This window comes from Simplicispira sedimenti (assembly GCF_022760965.1).
Lineage (GTDB): Bacteria > Pseudomonadota > Gammaproteobacteria > Burkholderiales > Burkholderiaceae_C > Simplicispira > Simplicispira sedimenti.
Window position 1 is genome coordinate 20,085 of sequence record NZ_JAKVIJ010000008.1, and the last position, 20,532, is coordinate 40,616.

Genomic DNA, 20,532 nt, shown 5'->3' on the forward strand with positions numbered 1-20,532 from the left:
ATTGGCTCTGTTCCTCCCTGACCCTTACTCTTGCCCCGTGAACCAGTGTTCACGCGCCTTCATGATCAAGGCCTTGGCTTCTTCCTCGGACTGTCCGGTCAGTTCGGTCAGTTCATCGATGGCCAAATCGGCCAGTTCGTCACGGGTGTGCACTCCACCATCAGCCAGCTTGGCAATGAGTTCGGGGGTCATGCCTTCGAGGTCGCGCAGGTCTTGCGACACACTCTCGACGCTGTCCTCGCGGGCGATTTCCATGGTGAGCAGCACGTCCTTGGCACGGGCACGCAGCTCGTTGACGGTTTCCTCGTCGAAACTCTCGATCTCCAGCATTTCCTGCAGCGGCACATAGGCCACTTCTTCGAGGCTTGTGAAACCTTCCTCGATCAGGATGTCGGCAATCTCCTGGTCCACATCGAGCTTTTCCATGAACAGACGACGTGCCGCTTCGGTTTCGTTGGCGTGCTTCTGCGCAGACTCGGCGGCGTCCATGATGTTGATCTTCCAACCGGTCAGGTCGGACGCCAGACGCACGTTCTGGCCGCCCCGGCCAATGGCGATGGCCAGGTTTTCCTCGTCCACCACCACGTCCATGGCGTGCTTTTCCTCGTCCACCACGATGGACTGCACATTGGCCGGTGCCAGAGCGCCGATGACGAACTGCGCCGGGTCCTCAGACCACAGCACGATGTCCACGCGCTCACCGGCCAGCTCGTTGGTCACGGCGTTGACGCGCGTGCCACGCACCCCCACGCAAGTGCCGATGGGGTCCACACGGCGGTCGTGCGAGAGCACGGCAATCTTGGCACGGCTACCGGGGTCGCGGGCGCAGCTCTTGATCTCCAGCAGGCCCTGCTCGATCTCGGGCACTTCATGGCGGAACAGCTCGATCATGAACTCGGGCGCCGAACGCGAGAGGATGATGGGCGCGCCCCGCAGCGTCAGATCCACCTCCATGATCATGGCGCGCACGCGGTCGCCGGTGCGCAGGTTTTCCTTGGGGATCATTTCAGAGCGGCGCAGACGACCCTCGACACGACCGGATTCGACAATGAGGTCGCCCTTGTCCATGCGCTTGACGGTGCCGGTGAAGATCTTTTCGCCACGCGACATGAAGTCGTTGAGCAGCATTTCGCGCTCGGCGTCGCGGATTTTCTGCAGGATGACCTGCTTGGCCGCCATGGCGCCAATGCGGCCAATCGGCACGGATTCGACCGGCTCTTCGATGTACTCCCCCACCTGGATGCCGGGAACGCGGTCTTGCGCGTCCATGAGCATTTCTTCGGCGTCGGGGTTTTGCAGGCCAGCATCGTCGGGCACCACCAGCCAGCGGCGGAAGGTTTCGTAGTTGCCACTGTCGCGATCCACAGACACGCGGATGTCAACCTCGCCCTCGTACAGCTTCTTTGTCGCCTGGGCCAGGGCGGCCTCGACCGCACCCAGAACCACATCGCGCTCGACGTTCTTCTCGCGCGAAATGGCTTCCACCAACATCAACAATTCGCGATTCATGCCACGACTCTCCTGTTCTTAATCACCCGCAGAGCCCGCGCCAGGCGGCAGACCCCTCATCCATATCCGGCAAGCCGGCCCGGTCAGAGCCCGGACGCAGCGCCCCTTCCCTTGAAATCCACAATCGGCGCCAAACGCGCCTCACGCAACTCGTCCAGCGTGAACCCCAACACCTGCAGCGGTGCGGGTGCACGCTTCTTGCTGATCTTCTGGCCCGGCTTGACGGCGGGCTCATCGCTCCAAACGATCTGCCAGCCACCCGCCTCGGCCCGCGACAGTCGGCCACGAAACTTCTTGCGCAAGGGGCTCACCTGGCCCGCCGCAGCCGCCCCCATGGGCGCCTTGAGGGTGATGTCGATCACCTCGCCCTCGAAACGCTGGTAATCCTGCTCATGGCGCAAAGGCCGGTCGATGCCGGGGGAGGAGACCTCCAGGCGCTTGTAGTCCACGCCATCGACCTCCAGCGCAAACTGGAGCTGGCGCGTCACTTTTTCGCAGTCTTCGACGGTAATGAACTGTGGAGGCACAGCAGCCTCGCCCTCCGTCGGCGGCTGCCACGGCCAGTCGATGGTGATACGCAGGGTGCCACCCTGGGCGCGTTCGATCTCGACCAGGTCGTAACCCAGGCCGCTGACGGTTTGCTCGACGATCTGCTGTAGTGCCACTGGTATTCAATTACCGCAAAAACAAAAAACCCGATAACCCCTCAGAGGCTTCGAGCTCCAAAAGCAAACGACCAAAAAAAACGGGCGGTTGGTACCCGCCCGTTTGGTCGTGAGGCCCGCATTGTAACCTGCAAAGCCTTGATTCGCAAGCCAGAGCGGCCCTTTTTTGTCAAGCAAACACCCTACTCAACCCGCCCACGGCATACGCTTGGCGAATCCGCTCCATCAAGGCCATGGCCGAAGCATCCCGCAGCAACGGCGGCGGGTCGTCCTGCCAGCGCTGCAACATGCGCTCCAGCACAGCCGCCTGTGGCAGCAAGGCCCCCAGGAAGCGCACCCCTGCCGCGTCGGCCAGCAGCAGGGTTGGGAAGGTCTCCACGTCATAGTCACCAGCGACGTCGGCCTCATCTTCGATGTCCAGCCAGACAAAACGCGCCCAGGGAAACTGCCGCGCCAGGGTATCAATGACGGCGCGGTAGTCCCGGCAGGTGCCGCACCACTGGGCACACAGGCAGACCACCCAAGCGTCGGAATCGGCATCTGGGGTAGCAGGGACAGGCGAACAGGCCTGAGGGGACATAGAGAAGATACCTTGCAAATCAACGGTACGCCGCAACGGCGTTCAAGGCTGTGATGGTAACGGCACCATCACCCCTCAAACCAGTGCCGCGTGCGGTTGACCAGCGCCACCAGCGACAGCATCACCGGCACCTCCACCAGCACGCCCACCACGGTGGCCAGCGCAGCGCCCGAGTTCAGGCCGAACAACGAGATTGCCACCGCCACGGCGAGCTCGAAGAAGTTCGAGGTGCCGATCAGACAGGCCGGCCCGGCCACGTTGTGCGGCAGCCTGAGCCAGCGCGCCGCCACCAGGCTGATGGCGAAGATGCCATAGCTCTGCACAATCAGCGGAACGGCGATCAGACCGATCACCAGCGGCTGGGCCACGATGGTGCCCGCCTGGAAGCCGAACAGCAGCACCACGGTGGCGATCAGCCCGACGATGGACCAGGGCTTGAGCCACGCCACGAAGTCGGCTACCGATTGGCCCGAGCGGCGCTGCAGCATGTGGCGCGTAGCCATGCCCGCCGCCAGCGGCAACACGACGTAGAGCACGGTGGAGAGCACCAGCGTCTCCCAGGGCACGGTCACGTTGGTCACGCCCAGCAGAAAGGCGGCGATGGGCGCGAAGGCCACCACCATGATGAGGTCGTTGACGGACACCTGCACCAGCGTGTAGTTGGCGTCGCCCTTCACCAGTTGGCTCCAGACGAACACCATGGCCGTGCACGGTGCCACGCCCAGCAGGATCATGCCGGCGATGTATTCGCTGGCCGACCGCGCATCGACCCAGGGCGCGAACAGGTATTGAAAGAACAACACGCCCAGCGCCGCCATGGTGAATGGCTTGATGAGCCAGTTGACCACCAGTGTGAGCAGCAGCCCGCGCGGCTTCTGGCCCACGTCCTTGACGGCGCTCCAGTCGATCTGGATCATCATCGGGTAGATCATCACCCAGATGAACACGGCCACCACCAGGTTGACATGCGCCACCTCCAGCCCGGCGATGGCCTGGAAGGCTCCGGGCGCCAACAACCCCAGGCCCACGCCCGCCAGGATGCCCAGGCCCACCCAAACGGTCAGATATCGCTCGAACAGCCCCATGTCATGCCCCCGTGGTTGGCAGCGCAGCGCCCGCCAGTTGCAGCAGGCGCGGCACGCCCACGGGCTCCTCGCTGAGCAGCGGCACCACGGCGTGGCGCGCGGCGTGGCGCGTGGCCACGGCCTCGATCTCGCGCAGCTCGTTGCGGGCGCGCTGGCGCAGCAGCGGTGAGGTGACGCGGGCCGCTGCCACGCTGTTGTTCACCACCCAGGCCCAGGGTTCGATGCCCGCGCGGCGAAGGTCGGCCTGCAGATTGGCGGCTTCGAGCACTGGCGTGGTCTCGGCCAGCGTGGCGATGAGCACCTTGGTCTGCTTCGGGTCCTGCAACTGCATCATGGGCGTGGTGAAGTGCAGGCCCTTGTCGCCCATCTGGCGCACGATGTCGCGGTGGTAGGCGCCGGTGGCGTCGAGCAGCAGCAGCGTGTGGCCGGTGGGCGCGGTGTCCATCACCACGAATTTGCGGCCCGCCTCGCGGATCACGCGCGAGAAAGCCTGGAACACCGCGATCTCTTCCGTGCAGGGCGAGCGAAGGTCTTCTTCGAGCAGCGCACGGCCCGCCGCATCGAGCCCGGCGCCCTTGCTGGCCAGCACCTGCTGGCGGTAGCGCTCGGTGACTTCGTGCGGGTCGATGCGGCTCACGCTCAAATGCTCCAGCGATCCCGCCAGCGTTTCCTGGAGGTGCGCCGCCGGGTCGGAGGTGGTCAGATGCACCTCGTGCCCCCGGTGCGCCAACTCCACGGCCACGGCGGCGGCCAGCGTGGTCTTGCCCACGCCGCCCTTGCCCATGACCATCACCAGCCCATGGCCATCCTGGGCGATCTCGTCCACCAGCCGGGACAGGCTGGGCGCCTGCAGCAGGGGCAGGCTCTCACCGGGGGCCTCGCCTGCGGTGGCCGGGGCCGCATCGAGCAACTGGCGCAGGGCATCAATGCCCACCAGATTGAAGGGCTTGAGCGGCACCTGGTCCAGCGGCAGCGCGCGCAGGCCTTCGGGCAGGGCGGCCAGCGCCGCCCGCTCGCGCCGGCACACGGCAGCGGCCAGCGGATCGTGCTCGGCTTCCGCCAAGGGCAGCACGCCGTTGACGACCAGGCACTGCTGGCGCAGGCCGATGGCGGCCAGCTCGGCATGGGTGCGCGCGGCCTCGCGCAGCGTGGCGGGCTGGGCGCGCGCCACCAGCACCAGCCGGGTGTGGGCGGGGTCGGCCAGCGCCTCCACGGCGGCCTGGTAGCGCTCGCGCTGCTTCTCCAGCCCGGCCAGCGGCCCCAGGCACGAGGCATCGCCCTTGCCCGCCTCAAGAAAACCGCTCCAGGCACCGGGCAACTGCAGCAGCCGGATGGTGTGGCCGGTGGGCGCGGTGTCGAACAGGATGTGCTCGTACTGCGCGTGGAGCGCCGTGTCGGTCAGCAGCGCGGTGAATTCGTCAAAGGCGGCGATCTCGGTGGTGCAGGCGCCCGAGAGTTGCTCCTCGATGCCCTTGACCACCGCATCCGGCAGCACGCCACGCACCGGGCCGACGATGCGGTCGCGGTAGCCCTGTGCGGCGGCCTGCGGGTCGATCTCCAGCGCCGCCAGGCCCGGCACCTCCGGCACGGGCGTGATGTGGTTGCCAATCGCGATGCCGAACACCTGCCCGACGTTGGAGGCCGGATCGGTGCTCACCAGCAGCACGCGCCGCCCTTGCGCCACCAGGTGCAGCGCGGTGGCGCAGGCGAGCGAGGTCTTGCCCACGCCTCCCTTGCCGGTAAAGAAAAGAAAGCGCGGAGCGTGGTCGAGAAAATGCATGGCAGCGTGGGGTGAAGTGACGAGAGCGGAGACAAGCACGCGGCGCTCAGCCGCAGCAACCACCCGAACAGCAGTTGCCGGCACTCTCGGCCTTGGCGGCGGCAGGCGCGGCCAGGCCAGCCCAGCGCGCCAGGTCGGCGCGCGAGGGGTAGCGGCCCGCCAGCACGATCTGGCCGTCCACCAGCGTGAGCGGCAGCGCCTCCTGCCCTGCGCGCTCCAGGAAAGCCTTGACCGGTGCGCTCTCCGCGAAGGCCATGGGCTGCTGCGCGAGGTTGAAGCGCTCCAGCTGGGCGCCGTTCTGGCGCGCCCAGTCGGCATCGGCCGAGAAGTTGACGAGGTTCTGGTCCACATCGGTGCCGCACACGCCGCTGCTGCAGCACAGGGCCGGGTCGAAAATCTGGATGGTGCTCATGGGTACTCCTGGTTTCAATGGGACGAGAGACTGCGTGCCGCATCCTGCAGCAGGCTTTTGTGCAATTTTTCCGGCGGCAGGCTCAGCAACAGCTCCAGCCGCTGGCCGATCTCATGCAGCGTGTGGCGGAACGCCTGGCGCTTGACATCGTCTGGAGCATCGCCTGCGGAAGGATCGGCATAGCCCCAGTGCGCCGTGGCCGGATGGCCAGGCCAGATGGGGCACACCTCGCCCGCCGCGTTGTCGCACACGGTGATGATCAGGTCCATGTGCGGTGCGCCGGGCGCGGCGAATTCATCCCAGTTCTTGCTGCGCAGCCCCTCGATGGAAATGCCCGCGCTTTGCAGGACTTCGAGCGCCAGCGGGTGGGGTTGCTGCCCTGGACGCGGACTGCTGCCGGCCGACCAGGCCTGGAAGCGCCGTGCGGGGGATCGGCGGTCCAGGTGGTTGAGCAAGGCCTCGGACAGGATGCTGCGGGCAGAGTTGTGGGTACAGAGAAACAGAACATTCAGCATCACGGGTGGCCTCGGGCGGGTTCTGGGGTGGACAGGGTAGGATCGAAAAGCTGGCTGGCGGCAATCAGGCCCGCGCGCACCAGCAGCGCCTCGGGGACCACTTCATGGCTGGTGCCATCGATTTCCAGCGTGCGGCACTCCGCATCGCCGCACACATCGCAGCACTGGCTGCTGCCACTGCGTGCGCCCAGCCAGTCTTCCAGCGGACGGCCACCCACCCAGATGCGGTTGGACTGGTCGGGCTGTTGCAGGAACGTGGCCAGATCGATCTCGCGCGTTTCCAGCACCGGTCGCACGCCGAGCGGCTCCAGGGCCGCGCGCAAGCGGTCCACGGCCTGCTGCACTTGCTGCTGCGTTCCGGCACAGCGCGGGCAGGTGGAGCCCGTGGAATCAATCAATCGCTGCCAGGTAATGGTGAGTTCTTTCATGGGCAATCCGTACAGGCAGCAACCGCATGCGGGCCCAGGCAAGCCTCGGGGTGACCGCCACAGCATTCGGCAGTGAGATAGGCCACCAGCTCCCCCATGAGCGCCATGTGGGCGCGGTAGCGCTGGAAGCGCCCTTCCTGCGTCACCGACAGCAGGCCCGCTTGCGTGAGCGCCTTGAGATGAAACGACAGGTTGGTCGCGGGCAATCCGAGTGCTGCCGCGATCTCACCCGCCACCAGCCCATCGGGGGCATGCCGGACCAGCAAGCGGAACACATCCAGACGCACGCTGGAAGCGAGCGACTCGAAGACGATGATGGCTGTCTCTTTTTCCATGCTTTGATTATTCAATACTTATTGAAACATTGCAATAATAAAAGGCAATCCATCGTTCACGCCAATGCTCCCGCCGAAAAGGGTCTGAGGCACCGAGTTCCCAGCCCAGAGAAACGCCCTGTCCCGCACCCGATCGGCCTACACTTCCCAGGCACACAGCCCTGTTCCACACCGTGCCCGATTCCACAGCCCCCGTTTCCGAGCGCTTTCACGGACTGAGCTCTGCCCAAGCACAGCAACGCCTGGCCACCGAAGGGAGCAATCTGCTGCCGTCCAGCACACCCAAGTCCACGCTGGCCATCGTGCGGGACGTGGTCACCGAGCCCATGTTCCTGATGCTGCTGGCCGCAGGCGGCATCTACCTGGCCCTGGGCGACCGGGGCGAGGCCCTGTTCCTGCTGGGCTTCGTGTTCGTGGTCATCGGCATCACGCTGGCACAGGAGCGCAAGACCCAGCGCGCGCTCGAATCCTTGCGCGACCTGTCGGCACCGCGCGCCCTGGTCATCCGCGATGGCCAGGAACAGCGCATCGCCGGACGCGACGTAGTGTGCGGCGACCTGCTGGTGCTGCACGAGGGCGACCGCATCGCCGCCGATGCCCTGCTGATCGACGGCCAGCTCGAAGTGGATGAATCCCTGCTCACCGGCGAGGCCGCGCCCGTGGCCAAGCTGCCCATGGCGCCCAACGGCCAGCCAGAGGCGGCCCTGGCACCCGGCGGTGACGGCACGCCAGGCCTGTTCGCCAGCACCGTGGTCACGCGGGGCGTGGGCGTGGCACGGGTGTGCGCCACGGGCGCCCGGACGGCCGTGGGGCGCATCGGCGCCGACCTGGCGGCCACCACCGAGCCGCCCTCGGCGCTGCAGGAAGGCTCGCGCCGGCTGGTGCGCAACTTGGGCATCGGTGCCGTGGTGCTGGCGCTGGCCCAGGTGCTGCTGGGCTGGTGGTGGAACGGCCGACCCCTGCTGGAGAGCCTGCTCTCAGGCATCGCCCTGGCCATGGCCATCCTGCCCGAAGAGATTCCCGTCATCCTGACCGTATTTCTGGCGCTGGGCGCCTGGCGCATCGCGCACCAGAAGGTGCTGACGCGGCGCGTCACCGCCGTCGAGGCGCTGGGCGCCATCACCGTGCTGGCCGTGGACAAGACGGGCACGCTCACCCTCAACCGCATGGCCGTGGCCGAGCTGGCCACGCCCGAGCAGCATTTCCGCCCCGAAGGTGCCAGCCATCTGCCGGAGGAATTCCACCGGCTGGCCGAGTTCGCCATGCTGGCCACGCCGGGCGACCCGTTCGACCCGATGGAGAAGGCCATCCAGCATTTCGGCCACCAGTGGCTGGAAGACACCGAGCATGTGCACGACGGACGCGAGCCCGAATTCGAGTACGCCCTCTCGGGCGAGATCCTGGCCATGACGCGCGTGTTCGCCAGCGACGAGCCCGATATGCACCTGCTGGCCACCAAAGGCGCGCCCGAAGCCGTGGCCGACCTGTGCCATCTCGATGCCGCGCGGCTGGACGCGATTCGTCGCCAGGTCGAGGCCATGGCCGAACGCGGCCTGCGCGTGCTCGGCGTGGCGCGGGGACGCTGGCGGGGCCCGGCGCTGGCGCCCGATCAGAGCCCGCCCTGGCCGACCAGCCAGCACGACTTCGACTTTGATTTCCTCGGCCTCCTGGCGCTGGCCGACCCGCCCCGCCCCGAGGTGCCCGCCGCGCTGGCCGAATGCCGGCGTGCCGGCGTGCGCGTAGTCATGATGACCGGCGACCACCCGGCCACGGCCCGCGCCATCGCCCAGCAGGTGGGCCTGTCAAACCGCCCCGAGGTCATCACCGGCGCGGTGCTGGAGGCGCTGGACGATGCGGCCCTTGCCAAGCGGCTGCGCCATGTGGACCTGTGCGCGCGTCTCAAGCCCCAGCACAAGCTGCGCCTGGTGCAACTTCTGCGCGCCAGCGGCGAAGTGGTGGCCATGACCGGCGACGGCGTGAACGACGCCCCCGCGCTCAAGGCGGCCGACGTGGGCATCGCCATGGGCGAGCGCGGCACCGACGTGGCGCGCGAGGCCGCCGCGCTGGTGCTGCTGGACGACAGCTTTGCGCGCATCGTGGCCGCCATCCGCCAGGGCCGGCGCATCGACGACAACGTGCGCAAAGCCACACGCTTTGTGTTCGCCGTGCATGTGCCCATCATCGCGCTGGCGCTCGTGCCCACGCTGCTGCACTGGCCGGTGCTGCTGCTGCCGGTGCATATCGTGCTGATGGAACTGCTGATCGACCCAGCCTGCTCCATCGTGTTCGAGGCCGAACCCGAGGACAGCGACACCATGGAACGCCCGCCACGCCCGGTGTCGGATTCGCCCTTCGCCGCTGGCCCCCTGCTCTCCTCCGTGCTGCAGGGCCTGGGCATGGCCGCCGTGCTGCTGGGCGGGCAGGCCTGGCTGGTGGCCCAGGGCTGGAGCGGCGCACAAGGCCGCGCCGTGGTGTTCAGCACCCTGGTACTGGGCGTGATGCTGCTGATCCTGGCCAACCGCGACCTGTCGCGCCCAGCACTGATGGGTGTGACCGACCCCAACCCCTGGCTATGGCGCATGGCCGCCGCCATGGCGCTGCTGCTGGCTGCGGTCCTGGGCCTCCCCGTGCTGCGTGACCTGATGGGCCTGGCCCTGCCAGGCATGCCAGGGCTGGCGACAGGCGTCGGCCTGGTGGCGCTGTGCCTGGTGTGGCTGGAAGCTGTACGCCAGGTGCAGCAGCGCTGGCGCAGCGCCCCCACGCTGCGGCAAAACGGGGGATGAACTACGCGGCGGCCGCGACCAGCCGCTGCGTGTAGGGGTGCTGTGGCGCGTCGAGCACCTGGCCCACACTGCCCTGCTCCACCACTGTGCCATCCTTCATCACCAGCACCTCGTGCGCCATGGCGCGGATCACATCCACGTCGTGCGTGATGAGCAGGTAGCTCAGGCCCTTGTCCTTCTGCAAGCGCTGCAACAGGCCCAGCACCTGCTGCTGGATGGTGACGTCGAGCGCGCTGGTGGGTTCGTCCAGCACCAGCACGCGCGGCTGCACGATGAGCGCGCGCGCCACCGCCAGGCGCTGGCGCTGCCCCCCCGAGAATTCATGCGGGTAGCGCGCCAGCAGGCCGGGGAACTGTTCCTCGGTCAGTCCCACCTCGGCCAGGGCCGCCTCCACCCTGGAGCGGCGTGCCGCCCCATCCAGCGCGGGCTCGTGCACCTTCAGGCCCTCGCCCACGATCTCCTCCACCGTCAGACGCGGCGAGAGCGAGGAGAACGGATCCTGGAACACCACCTGCACCTGGCGGCGCAGTTGCTGGTTGGCCAGGGTATTGCGCGTGGCGGGCTGCTGCCAGCCCTGCCCCGCCACCGCCAGTTCGCCGCCGTGCGGCAGCAGGCCCAGGATGGCCTGCGCCAGCGTGGACTTGCCCGAGCCCGATTCCCCCACCACGCCCAGCGTGCGGCCCGGTGGCAGTTGCAGCGTGGCACCCTGCACGGCGACGAATTCACCCTTGCGGAACCAGCCCCGGATGCCGGGCAGCGGCGTGGGGTAGACCACGCGCAGGTGCTGCGCCTGGACCACGGGGGCGGTGCCCTCGGGCAGCGCGCCTTCCACCACATCGCGCCGGGGCTGGCTGGCGATGAGGCGCTGGGTGTAGGGGTGCTGCGGCGCGCGGAACACGTCGGCGACGCTGCCCTGCTCCACCAGCACGCCCTGCTCCATCACGGCCACGCGGTCGGCAAAGCGGCGCACCAGGTTCAGGTCGTGGGTGATGAGCAGCACGGCCATGCCGCTGCTGCGTTGCAGCTCGGACAGAAGATCGAGAATCTGGCCGCGCAGCGTGACGTCGAGCGCCGTCGTGGGCTCGTCGGCCAGCAGCAGCGCGGGTTCGCTCGCCAGGGCCATGGCGATCATGGCGCGCTGGCGCTGGCCGCCGCTGAGCTGGTGCGGAAAGCTGCCCGCACGCCGTTCGGGCTCGGGAATGCCGGTTTTTGCTAGCAATTCAATAGCTTCTTGCGCAGATTCTGCGGGCGTCAGAGCCTTTTTCAGCTCCAAAACCTCGGCGATCTGCTGGCCGATGGTCATGAGCGGGTTCAGCGCCGTCATGGGCTCCTGGAACACCATGGCGATCTCGCCACCGCGCACGCCGCGCATTTCGCGCTCCGATAACGAGAGCAGGTCGCGCCCGCGCAGCATGGCCTGGCCACTGATTTTTGCCTCGCCCGCCAGGCGCAGCAGGCTCAAAGCGGTGATGGTCTTGCCCGAGCCGGATTCGCCCACCAGCGCGAGCTTTTCGCCCGGCGCAATGTCGAAGCCCACGCCGCGCACCACCTCCTTGGCGCCGAAGCGCACCGACAGGTCGCGCACCTGCAGCAGCGGATTCACGGCTTCGCTGCTCATCGGTCGGCCTTTCGGGGGTCGAGCGCATCGCGCAGTGCGTCGCCCATGAAGGTCAGCAGCAGCAGCGTAACCACCAACACGGCAAACGTGCTGAGCGAAATCCACCACGCATCGATGCTGTTCTTGCCCTGCGATAACAGTTCGCCCAGGCTCGGCGTGCCCGGCGGCACGCCCAGGCCCAGGAAGTCGAGCGATGTCAGCGCCAAAATGGCCGCGCTCATGCGGAACGGCAGGAAGGTGACCACTGGCGTCAGGCTGTTGGGCAGGATGTGGCGCCAGATGATCTGCGCATTGCCCACGCCCAGCGCGCGCGCGGCCTTCACGTAGTCGAGCTGGCGGTTGCGCAGGAATTCGGCGCGCACGTAGTCCGACAGGCCCATCCAGCCGAACAGGCTCAGCAAAATCAGCAGCAGCGAAATGCTGGGCGCAAACACCGCGCTGAAGATGATGAGCAGGTACAGCTCGGGCATGGAGCCCCAGATCTCGATGAAGCGCTGGAAGGCCAGGTCCGTCTTGCCGCCAAAAAAACCCTGGACGGCCCCAGTGAGCACGCCCAGCGCCACACCCGTCACCGTGTGCGCCAGCGCAAACAGCACGCTCACGCGAAAGCCGTAGATGAGCTGCGCCAGCAGATCACGCCCCCGATCGTCGGTGCCCAGCCAGTTGTCCGCCGTGGGCGCCGAGGGGTTGGGCGCCTTGGCGAAGTAGTTGAGCGTGTTCGGGCCGTAGGGGTTGAGGGTATAGAGCGCCCAATTGCCACCTGTGGTGATGCGCTCGCGGATGAAGGGGTCGAGGTAGTCGGCGGGCGTCTCGAAGTCGCCGCCAAAGGTCTTCTCGGGGTAGTCCTTGAGCATGGGAAAGTAGGTCTGCCCCTCGTAGCGCACGATGAGCGGCCGGTCGTTGCTGACCAGCTCGGCGCACAGGCTGACCAGCACCAGCGTGCAAAAGACGAGCAGGCTCCAGTAGCCCAGGCGGTTGCGCTTGAAACGCAGCCAGGCGCGGCGGGAGGGAGAGAGCGAGGGCGAAGGCGAAGAAACGGTGCGCATGCCGTGGAACGGATCAATCAAACTTCACGCGCGGGTCCACCCACACGTAGCACAGGTCGGAGATCAGCTTGGTCACCAGCCCGATCAGCGTGAACAGGTAGAGCGTGCCCAGCACCACGGGGTAGTCGCGCCGGATCACGCTCTCGTAGCTCAGCAGGCCCAGGCCGTCGAGCGAGAACAGTGTTTCGATGAGCAGCGAGCCCGCAAAGAAAGCGCCAATGAAGGCCGCCGGAAAGCCCGTGATGATGGGAATCAGCGCGTTGCGGAACACATGCTTCCACAGCACCTGGCGCTCCGACAGGCCCTTGGCGCGCGCCGTCAGCACGTACTGCTTGCGGATTTCCTCCAAAAAGGCGTTCTTGGTCAGCATGGCCGTCACGGCAAAGCTGCCCAGCACCATGGCCGTGATGGGCAGGGTGATGTGCCACAGGTAGTCCACAATGCGCGCCCCCCAGCCCAACTCCTCCCAGTTCGCCGAGGTCAACCCGCGCAGCGGGAACCACTGCAACTGCCCGCCAAAGATGACCAGCAGCGCCACGCCCAGCACAAAGCCGGGGATGGCGTAGCCCACCAGGATGAGCAGCGTGGTCACCAGGTCGAAGCGCGAGCCCGCGCGTACCGCCTTGGCCACGCCCAGCGGCACGGCCACAAGGTAGCTGATGAAAAAGGTCCACAGCCCCAGGCTGATGGAGACGGGGAGCTTCTCCACCACGAGCTGCCATACGTCCTTGTTCTGGAAGAAGCTCTTGCCCAGGTCGAAGCGCGCGAACTGGCCCAGCATCTGCAGGAAGCGCTCGTGCGCGGGCTTGTCGAAGCCGTAGAGCGCCTTGATCTGCTCCAGGCGCTTGGGGTCCACGCCCTGCGCGCCCCGGTAGCTCAGGCCCCCACCCTCGGCGCCGCCGCCCACGCCCGCACCGGCCTTGGCCTCGGCCATGTACTGCTCCACCGGGCCGCCGGGCACGAACTGGATCACCACGAAGGTCAGCAGCAACACACCCAGCAAGGTGGGCAGCATGAGCAGGATGCGCTTGAGGATGTAGGCCAGCATGGGAGGGCTTATTTCTTGTCCGGTGCGGTCTGAACAGGGTCACGGGCCCACCACGTATCAATCGCCCAGCCCTCGCCATTGGAATACGGCGGCAGGGCCTCGGGCCGCGCCAGGCGCCAGGCGTTGTAGGCCATGCGGTGGGTGCCGGCGGTCCACTGCGGAATGAGGTAGTGGCCGTGCGCGATGACGCGCTCCAGCGCGTGGCAGGCGGGCAGCAGTTGCGCCTCGGTCTTGGCCGCAGTCATGGCCGCGATCAGCGCGTCCACGGCGGGGTTCTTCACGCCGGCAAAGTTGCCCGAATCCTCGGTGTCTGCCGCCTGGCTGCCGAACAGGTCGGCAAACTCCTGGCCCGGGTTGTGCGTGCCCTGGAAGGCCATGGAGGTGATGTCGAAGTCGAACTTCTGCAGGCGCTGCTGGTACAGGGCGAAGTCCACCGCGCGGAAGCGCAAGCTGATGCCCAGCTTTTCCAGGCTGCGCATCCACGGCGTGACCACGCGCACGCCGCCCTCGTTGCTGTCCATGTATTCGAGCACCATGGCTTCGCCCTGGGCGTTGCGCAAGGCGCCATCACGCACTTCCCAGCCCGCCTCTTTCAACAGCTGCTGCGCGCGGCGCAGGTTGGCGCGCAGGGAGAAATCGCCATCGGTGCGCGGCGGCACCGTCATGGGGCCGAAAGCCGCCGCCGGGATGTGTTGGCGAAGCGGCTCCATCAGCGCCAGCTCCTCGGGGGATGGCGTGCCGCGCGTCTCGCAGGCGGTGTTGCCGAACAGGCCGTTGACGCGCTGGTAGGCGCCGTAGAACATCTGCCGGTTCATCCACTCGTAGTCCAGCGCCAGGCCCAGGGCCTCGCGCACGCGCACGTCCTGCAAGAAGGGGCGGCGCGTGTTGAGCACGTAGCTCTGGAAGCCCGAAGGCAGCTTGTGCGCGAACTCGCCCTTGACCAGCTCGCCCGTGTCGAACTTGCGACCATTGACGCGGCGCGCCCAGTCGCCCGCGCTAAAAAATCGCATGAGGTCGAACTCGCCCGCCTTGAGCGCTTCGAGCCGCGCCGTGGCGTCCTTGTAGATCTTGACGGTGATGCGGTCAAAGTTGGCCGTGCCCTTGCGCACGTTCAGATCCCTGGCCCAGTAGTCCGGGTCGCGCACGTAAGTGATGTCCTTGCCGAAGCGCACCGGGCCTACACGATAAGGACCGCTGCCGATGGGAAGGTCCATCACCACCTGGTCGAAGGGCTTGGCCTGGCCGTTCTCCACGCCCCAGTCGCGGCTGAACACCGGCAGGCCGCCCACGGTCAGCGGCAGCTCGCGGTTGGGCTTGTGGAAGCGGTAGCGCACGGTGCGTTCGCCCAGCACGTCCACGCCGGCCACGTCGATCAACAGGGTCTTGTAGGCGGGCGAAGTGTGCGGGCCCACCAGGGTGTCGTAACTGTGTTTCACGTCAGCGGCCAGTACCGGCTTGCCATTGTGGAAGCGCGCCTCGGGCCGCAGGCGGAAGGTGGCCGAGAGGCCATCCTGCGCCACCTGCACGTCCTCGGCCAGCAGGCCGTAGCCCGTGGCCGTCTCGTCGAGCGAGCCCACCAGCAGCGAGTCGAACATCAGCGAGGACAGATAGGCCGGCGCGTTGCCCTTGATGGTGAACGGGTTGTACTTGTCGAAGGTCGAGGTGCGCAGGTTGCTCACCAGCCGCAGCTCGCCACCCTTGGGCGCTTGCGGGTTCACATACGCAAAATGCGCAAACCCCGCCGGATAACGGGGCTCGCCCCACAACGCATAGGCATGCGCGGCCCATGCCGGAACCGCGCACACCATCAGCAGAAAAGTCAGCCAAAACCGCATGCGACAATTCTGCACTACGCTGGCGGCGCGCCAGGGCAGGCTGCGGGTATTTCCCCCCGCTACGGCGCCGCCATTTCCCCGCATTCCCCAGGAGAACAACAATGGGTTTTCTGACCGGCAAGAAGCTGCTCATCACGGGCGTTTTGTCCAACCGCTCCATCGCCTACGGCATCGCCAAGGCCTGCCACGCGCAGGGCGCCGAGCTGGCCTTCAGCTACGTCGGTGAGCGCTTCAAGGACCGCATCACCGAGTTCGCCGCCGAGTTCAATTCCACGCTGGTGTTCGACTGCGACGTGGCCGACGACGCGCAGATCGAGGCCATGTTCAAGGGCCTGGGCGATGCCTGGGGCAAGTTTGACGGCTTCGTGCACAGCATCGGCTTCGCGCCACGCGAGGCGATCGCCGGCAACTTCCTCGACGGCCTGTCCCGCGAGGGCTTCCGCATCGCCCACGACATCAGCGCCTACAGCTTCCCCGCCATGGCCAAGGCCGCCCTGCCCTACCTGAACGACAAGTCCTCGCTGCTGACGCTGTCGTACCTGGGCGCGCTGCGGTCCATTCCCAACTACAACACCATGGGCCTGGCCAAGGCCAGCCTGGAGGCCAGCGTGCGCTACCTGGCCGAGGCCGTGGGCCGCACCGAGGACGGCCGCGCCATCCGCGCCAACGGCATCAGCGCCGGCCCCATCAAGACGCTGGCCGCCAGCGGCATCAAGGACTTCGGCAAGCTGCTCTCGCGCGTGGCCGACGCCTCGCCCCTGCGCCGCAACGTGACGATTGAAGACGTGGGCAACGTGGCGGCTTTCCTGCTGTCCGACCTGGCCTCGGGCGTGACCGCCGAAATCACCTATGTGGATGGCGGCTTCAGCCAGACGGCGGGCCTGTCCGCCGACCAGGTCTGATCCACGAAAATTTAAGCAAAAATGGCCTCCAGCGCTTATCCAGCAAGCGCTAGAAGCTATTTTTTTTATAGCATGATGGATCGCAGGGCCTGCTTGGCCCTGTTTGCGCTGACTGCCCTGCCCGGCCACGCCCTGGCAGCGGACGCCCCGGCGCTGCTGCTAGCGCTGGTGTACCGCGCCGGCCTGCCGCTGCAGGACTACTGGGTGAGCGAGAAATATGATGGCGTGCGCGGCTTCTGGGACGGCCGATCCCTGCGCACGCGCGGGGGCGCCACCGTGGCAGCCCCCGCATGGTTCACTGCCGGCTGGCCCGAGACGCCGATGGACGGCGAGCTCTGGGCCGGGCGCGGGCGCTTCGGCCACGCCCAGTCCACCACCCGGCAGCAGCAGCCCGACGAGGCCGCGTGGAGGCAGATGCGCTTCATGGTGTTCGACCTGCCCACGCACGGAGGCCCCTTTGACGAGCGCCTGCCAGCCCTGCGGGCGCTGGTGGAACGCCTGGGCCAGCCATGGGTGCAGGCCGTGCCGCAGCAGCGCGTGGCCACGGAGGCTGCATTGCAGGCCCTGCTGCGGCGCACCGTGCGCGCAGGCGGTGAGGGGCTCATGCTGCACCGGGGCGCCTCGCTCTACCGCGCGGGACGCAGCGACGACCTGCTCAAGCTCAAGGAACACGAGGACGCCGAGGCGCGCGTGCTCGCCCACCTGCCTGGCAAGGGCCGCCACGCGGGCCGCATGGGCGCGCTGTGGGTGGAAATGCCCACGGGCCAGCGCTTCCGGCTGGGCGCGGGTTTCAGCGATGCCGACCGCAACCACCCGCCGCCCGTGGGCGCCTGGGTCACCTACCGCTTCCGGGGCACGCACGACGGCGGGCTGCCGCGCTTCGCCAGCTACCTGCGGGTGCGTGAAGACTGGCCACCACTGGACCGATAGCTACTGATTTCATAGCTTCTTGCGCTTGCAGGACGGGCGTTTCAGCCCATTTTTGCGTAAAAAAGGCAGACATCCCGCCGGAATGCCTGCCTTGGTGCAAACGCCCGCCGCGTGCGTCAGACGTTGCGCCCGTAGGGCCCGTCGTCGCCCACCTGGACCGAGTTCTCCGCCGTGGTCAGCGGCTTGGGGTTCTTGCGGGTGGACTTGCCTTCGGCCACGCAGTCCGCGTAGTAGCGCACCTGGCCGTTCTCGTCTTCCACCTCGACCAGACCGTGGATGTCGGTCTCGAAGCCGGGGCACAGCTTGGCGAACTCGCGCGCGAACTTGAGGTAGTCCACGATCTTCTTGTTGAACACTTCGCCGGGAATCAAGAGCGGAATGCCGGGCGGGTACGGCGTGACCAGGCCCACGGTGATGCGGCCTTCGAGATGGTCGATCTCCACGCGCTCGGTCTGGCGGTGGGCGATGTGCGCGTAGGCGTCCGACGGCTTCATGGCGGGCGTGAGGTCCGAGAGGTACATCTCGGTCGTCAGGCGGGCGATGTCGTATTTGGCGTACATCTCGTGCACATGCTGGCACAGGTCGCGCAGGCCCATGCGCTCGTAGCGCTTGTGCTGCTGGCAGAACTCGGGAAGGATGCGCCACATGGGCTGGTTCTTCTCGTAGTCGTCCTTGAACTGCTGCAAGGCGGTCAGCAGCGTGTTCCAGCGGCCCTTGGTGATGCCGATGGTGAACATGATGAAGAAGCTGTAGAGGCCCGTCTTCTCGACCACCACGCCATGCTCGGCGAGGTACTTGGTGACGATGGACGCGGGGATGCCGGTCTTGTCGAACTTGCCGTCGAGGTTCAGGCCCGGCGTGACGATGGTGGACTTGATCGGGTCCAGCATGTTGAAGCCATCGGCCAGCTGGCCGAAGCCGTGCCACTTGCTGCCGTTCTTGCGGCCCTTGCCGTCGCTGCGGATGATCCAGTCCTCGGCCCGGCCCACGCCTTCGTCGGCCAGCTTTTCGGGGCCCCAGACCTTGAACCACCAGTCGTTCTTGCCGAAGTCGGCCTCCACCTGGCGCATGGCGCGGCGGAAGTCCAGCGCTTCGAGCAGGCTCTCCTCCACCAGCGCTGTGCCGCCGGGCGGCTCCATCATCGCGGCAGCCACGTCGCAGCTGGCGATGATGCTGTACTGCGGGCTGGTGCTGGTGTGCATCAGGTACGCCTCGTTGAAGAGGTGGTGGTCCAGCTTGGTGGTCTGCGAGTCCTGCACCAGCACATGGCTGGCTTGGCTGATGCCCGCCAGCAGCTTGTGGATGGACTGCGTGGCGTACGTCACCGAATACTTCGGGCGCGTGCGCTTCTTGCCCATGGCATGGTAGGTGCCGTAGAACGGGTGGAAGGCTGCGTGCGGCAGCCAGGCCTCGTCGAAATGCAGGTTGTCCACGTAGCCGTCGAGCATGCCCTTGATGGTCTCGGTGTTGTAGAGCACGCCGTCGTAGGTGGACTGCGTGAGCGTGAGCACGCGGGGCTTGACCTTCTTGGCGTCCACGCCCTTGAGCAGCGGATTGGCCTTGATCTTGGCCTGGATGGTGGCGGGTTCGAACTCGCTCTGCGGAATCGGGCCGATGATGCCGAAGTGGTTGCGCGTGGGCTTCATGAACACGGGGATGGCCCCGGTCATGATGATGCTGTGCAGGATGGACTTGTGGCAGTTGCGGTCCACCACCACCACATCGCCCGGCGCCACGGTGTGGTGCCACACCATCTTGTTGCTGGTGGATGTGCCGTTGGTCACGAAGAAGCAGTGGTCGGCATTGAAGATGCGCGCCGCGTTGCGCTCGCTCTCGCCGATGGCGCCGTTGTGGTCGAGCAGCTGGCCCAGTTCCTCCACGGCATTGCAGACGTCGGCACGCAGCATGTTCTCGCCGTAGAACTGGTGGTACATCTGGCCCACGGGGCTTTTCAGAAACGCCACGCCGCCCGAGTGGCCGGGGCAGTGCCAGGAATACGAACCGTCTTCCGCGTAGTCGAGCAGCGCCTTGAAGAACGGCGGCTGCACGCCTTCGAGGTAGCTCTTGGCCTCGCGGATGATGTGGCGCGCCACGAATTCGGGCGTGTCCTCGAACATGTGGATGAAGCCATGCAGCTCGCGCAGGATGTCGTTGGGCAGGTGGCGGCTGGTTTTCGTTTCGCCATGCACGTAGATGGGCACGTCGGCATTCTTGCGGCGCACTTCCTGGATGAAGGTGCGCAGGCTCAGCACGGCGGGGTCGAGATCCGGACCCAGGGAGAACTCCTCGTCGTCGATCGACAGGATGAACGCGCTGGCACGGCTTTGCTGCTGGGCGAATTGGCTCAGGTCGCCGTAGCTGGTGACCCCGAGCACCTCAAAGCCCTCGGCCTCGATGGCCTGCGCCAGCGCACGGATACCCAGCCCCGAAGTGTTCTCGGAACGGTAATCCTCGTCGATGATGATGATGGGAAAACGAAACTTCATGCGCAGCCTCCGTGCAATCTGCCCGGCCAAAAAAGAAAAACAGGCGCGAAGTGTAAGGAATAAGCCTGTCACGCCTTTGAATCGCCATTTTTTTGTCCCAGAATGTGGCGCACTACAAACAAATCATGCTGAGGAGCGCGTCATGGAGGAATCCACTCTCTGGTGGGTACTGGCCGGTGTGGCCGTGGCGGTGGAACTGGTGACTGGCACCTTCTATCTGCTGCTGCTGGCCCTGGGAATGGCCGCCGGGGCCGTGGCGGCCCATTTGGGCGCTGGTGTGGCCGTGCAACTGGTCTGCGCGGCCTTGGTCGGCGGCGGCGCCGTCGTGGCCTGGAACCATGCCAAGAAGCGCCGCCCCGGCGACCCGTCGGCCCGCGCAGAGCGCAGCGTGAACCTGGACGTGGGTGAAACCATCGTCATCGACCAGTGGAACAGCGATGGCACTGCCACCGTCAAGTACCGCGGCGCCACCTGGACGGCCATCCACCGCCCTGGCGTGACCCCCAGTACCGGCAGGCACCGCGTGGCCGAACTGGTGGGCAACCGCCTGCTGGTGGACCCGGATTGAGTTTTCT

The 20,532-nt window shown here is 66.7% G+C and carries 18 protein-coding genes; 4 read left to right on the top strand and 14 right to left on the bottom strand.

Annotated features, from left to right (window positions below; genetic code table 11):
- Window positions 1-24 precede the first annotated feature (24 nt).
- From nusA to MJ602_RS10145, 9 genes are all read right to left on the bottom strand, one after another.
- Entirely contained in the window at window positions 25-1,509 is a 1,485-nt protein-coding gene (nusA, locus tag MJ602_RS10105; RefSeq protein ID WP_162016086.1) for a transcription termination factor NusA, read from the bottom strand.
- Window positions 1,510-1,592: 83 nt separating this feature from the next.
- Window positions 1,593-2,174: a ribosome maturation factor RimP gene (rimP, locus tag MJ602_RS10110; protein ID WP_243020733.1), complete on the bottom strand. Its 582-nt coding sequence runs from the start codon at window positions 2,172-2,174 to the stop codon at window positions 1,593-1,595.
- 169 nt (window positions 2,175-2,343) lie between these two features.
- The gene (locus tag MJ602_RS10115; RefSeq protein WP_243020734.1) at window positions 2,344-2,754 is read right to left on the bottom strand and encodes a thioredoxin family protein; all 411 of its coding nucleotides are present in this window, start codon (window positions 2,752-2,754) and stop codon (window positions 2,344-2,346) included.
- 68 nt (window positions 2,755-2,822) lie between these two features.
- On the bottom strand, window positions 2,823-3,839 hold the full coding sequence (gene arsB, locus MJ602_RS10120; RefSeq protein WP_243020735.1) for an ACR3 family arsenite efflux transporter: 1,017 nt from the start codon (window positions 3,837-3,839) through the stop codon (window positions 2,823-2,825).
- Between the two features lies 1 nt (window position 3,840).
- Window positions 3,841-5,619 carry an arsenical pump-driving ATPase gene (gene arsA / locus MJ602_RS10125; protein ID WP_243020736.1) on the bottom strand — a complete coding sequence of 593 codons (1,779 nt, stop codon included), beginning with the start codon at window positions 5,617-5,619 and terminating at the stop codon, window positions 3,841-3,843.
- Between the two features lie 46 nt (window positions 5,620-5,665).
- Window positions 5,666-6,031 (bottom strand): arsenite efflux transporter metallochaperone ArsD, encoded by a 366-nt coding sequence (arsD, locus tag MJ602_RS10130; protein ID WP_162016081.1) that lies wholly within the window; start codon window positions 6,029-6,031, stop codon window positions 5,666-5,668.
- A gap of 14 nt (window positions 6,032-6,045) precedes the next feature.
- A complete protein-coding gene (locus tag MJ602_RS10135) occupies window positions 6,046-6,546 on the bottom strand; it encodes an arsenate reductase ArsC (RefSeq protein WP_243020834.1) in 501 nt (166 codons plus the stop codon).
- Entirely contained in the window at window positions 6,546-6,974 is a 429-nt protein-coding gene (locus MJ602_RS10140) for a DUF2703 domain-containing protein (protein WP_243020737.1), read from the bottom strand. The genes MJ602_RS10135 and MJ602_RS10140 overlap by 1 nt, the downstream gene beginning before the upstream one ends.
- Window positions 6,971-7,309 (bottom strand): ArsR/SmtB family transcription factor, encoded by a 339-nt coding sequence (locus MJ602_RS10145; RefSeq protein ID WP_162016079.1) that lies wholly within the window; start codon window positions 7,307-7,309, stop codon window positions 6,971-6,973. The genes MJ602_RS10140 and MJ602_RS10145 overlap by 4 nt, the downstream gene beginning before the upstream one ends.
- A gap of 173 nt (window positions 7,310-7,482) precedes the next feature.
- Between MJ602_RS10145 and MJ602_RS10150 the strand changes: the two genes are divergently transcribed.
- On the top strand, window positions 7,483-10,092 hold the full coding sequence (locus MJ602_RS10150) for a cation-translocating P-type ATPase (RefSeq protein ID WP_243020738.1): 2,610 nt from the start codon (window positions 7,483-7,485) through the stop codon (window positions 10,090-10,092).
- A gap of 1 nt (window position 10,093) precedes the next feature.
- On the opposite strand, the gene MJ602_RS10155 is transcribed toward MJ602_RS10150, so the two are convergent.
- From MJ602_RS10155 to MJ602_RS10170, 4 genes are read right to left on the bottom strand one after another with little or no spacing between them, the layout of a single operon-like run.
- On the bottom strand, window positions 10,094-11,710 hold the full coding sequence (locus MJ602_RS10155) for an ABC transporter ATP-binding protein (RefSeq protein ID WP_243020739.1): 1,617 nt from the start codon (window positions 11,708-11,710) through the stop codon (window positions 10,094-10,096).
- Window positions 11,707-12,756 (bottom strand): ABC transporter permease, encoded by a 1,050-nt coding sequence (locus tag MJ602_RS10160; protein WP_243020740.1) that lies wholly within the window; start codon window positions 12,754-12,756, stop codon window positions 11,707-11,709. Before MJ602_RS10160 ends, MJ602_RS10155 begins: the two co-directional genes overlap by 4 nt.
- A 13-nt stretch (window positions 12,757-12,769) precedes the next feature.
- Window positions 12,770-13,804, bottom strand: coding sequence for a microcin C ABC transporter permease YejB (locus tag MJ602_RS10165; protein WP_243020741.1), 1,035 nt, complete (start codon window positions 13,802-13,804; stop codon window positions 12,770-12,772).
- Window positions 13,805-13,812: 8 nt separating this feature from the next.
- A complete protein-coding gene (locus MJ602_RS10170; protein WP_243020742.1) occupies window positions 13,813-15,639 on the bottom strand; it encodes an extracellular solute-binding protein in 1,827 nt (608 codons plus the stop codon).
- A gap of 101 nt (window positions 15,640-15,740) precedes the next feature.
- On the opposite strand from MJ602_RS10170, the gene fabI reads away from it, so the two are divergent.
- Window positions 15,741-16,541, top strand: coding sequence for an enoyl-ACP reductase FabI (gene fabI, locus MJ602_RS10175; protein WP_243020743.1), 801 nt, complete (start codon window positions 15,741-15,743; stop codon window positions 16,539-16,541).
- Between the two features lie 75 nt (window positions 16,542-16,616).
- Window positions 16,617-17,471: a DNA ligase gene (locus MJ602_RS10180; protein WP_243020835.1), complete on the top strand. Its 855-nt coding sequence runs from the start codon at window positions 16,617-16,619 to the stop codon at window positions 17,469-17,471.
- A 116-nt stretch (window positions 17,472-17,587) separates the two neighbouring features.
- Here MJ602_RS10180 and MJ602_RS10185 read toward each other — a convergent pair whose 3' ends face one another.
- A complete protein-coding gene (locus tag MJ602_RS10185) occupies window positions 17,588-19,957 on the bottom strand; it encodes an arginine/lysine/ornithine decarboxylase (protein ID WP_243020744.1) in 2,370 nt (789 codons plus the stop codon).
- Between the two features lie 142 nt (window positions 19,958-20,099).
- On the opposite strand from MJ602_RS10185, the gene MJ602_RS10190 reads away from it, so the two are divergent.
- Window positions 20,100-20,525, top strand: a complete 426-nt coding sequence (locus tag MJ602_RS10190) for an NfeD family protein (RefSeq protein ID WP_243020745.1) — start codon at window positions 20,100-20,102, stop codon at window positions 20,523-20,525.
- Window positions 20,526-20,532 lie beyond the last annotated feature (7 nt).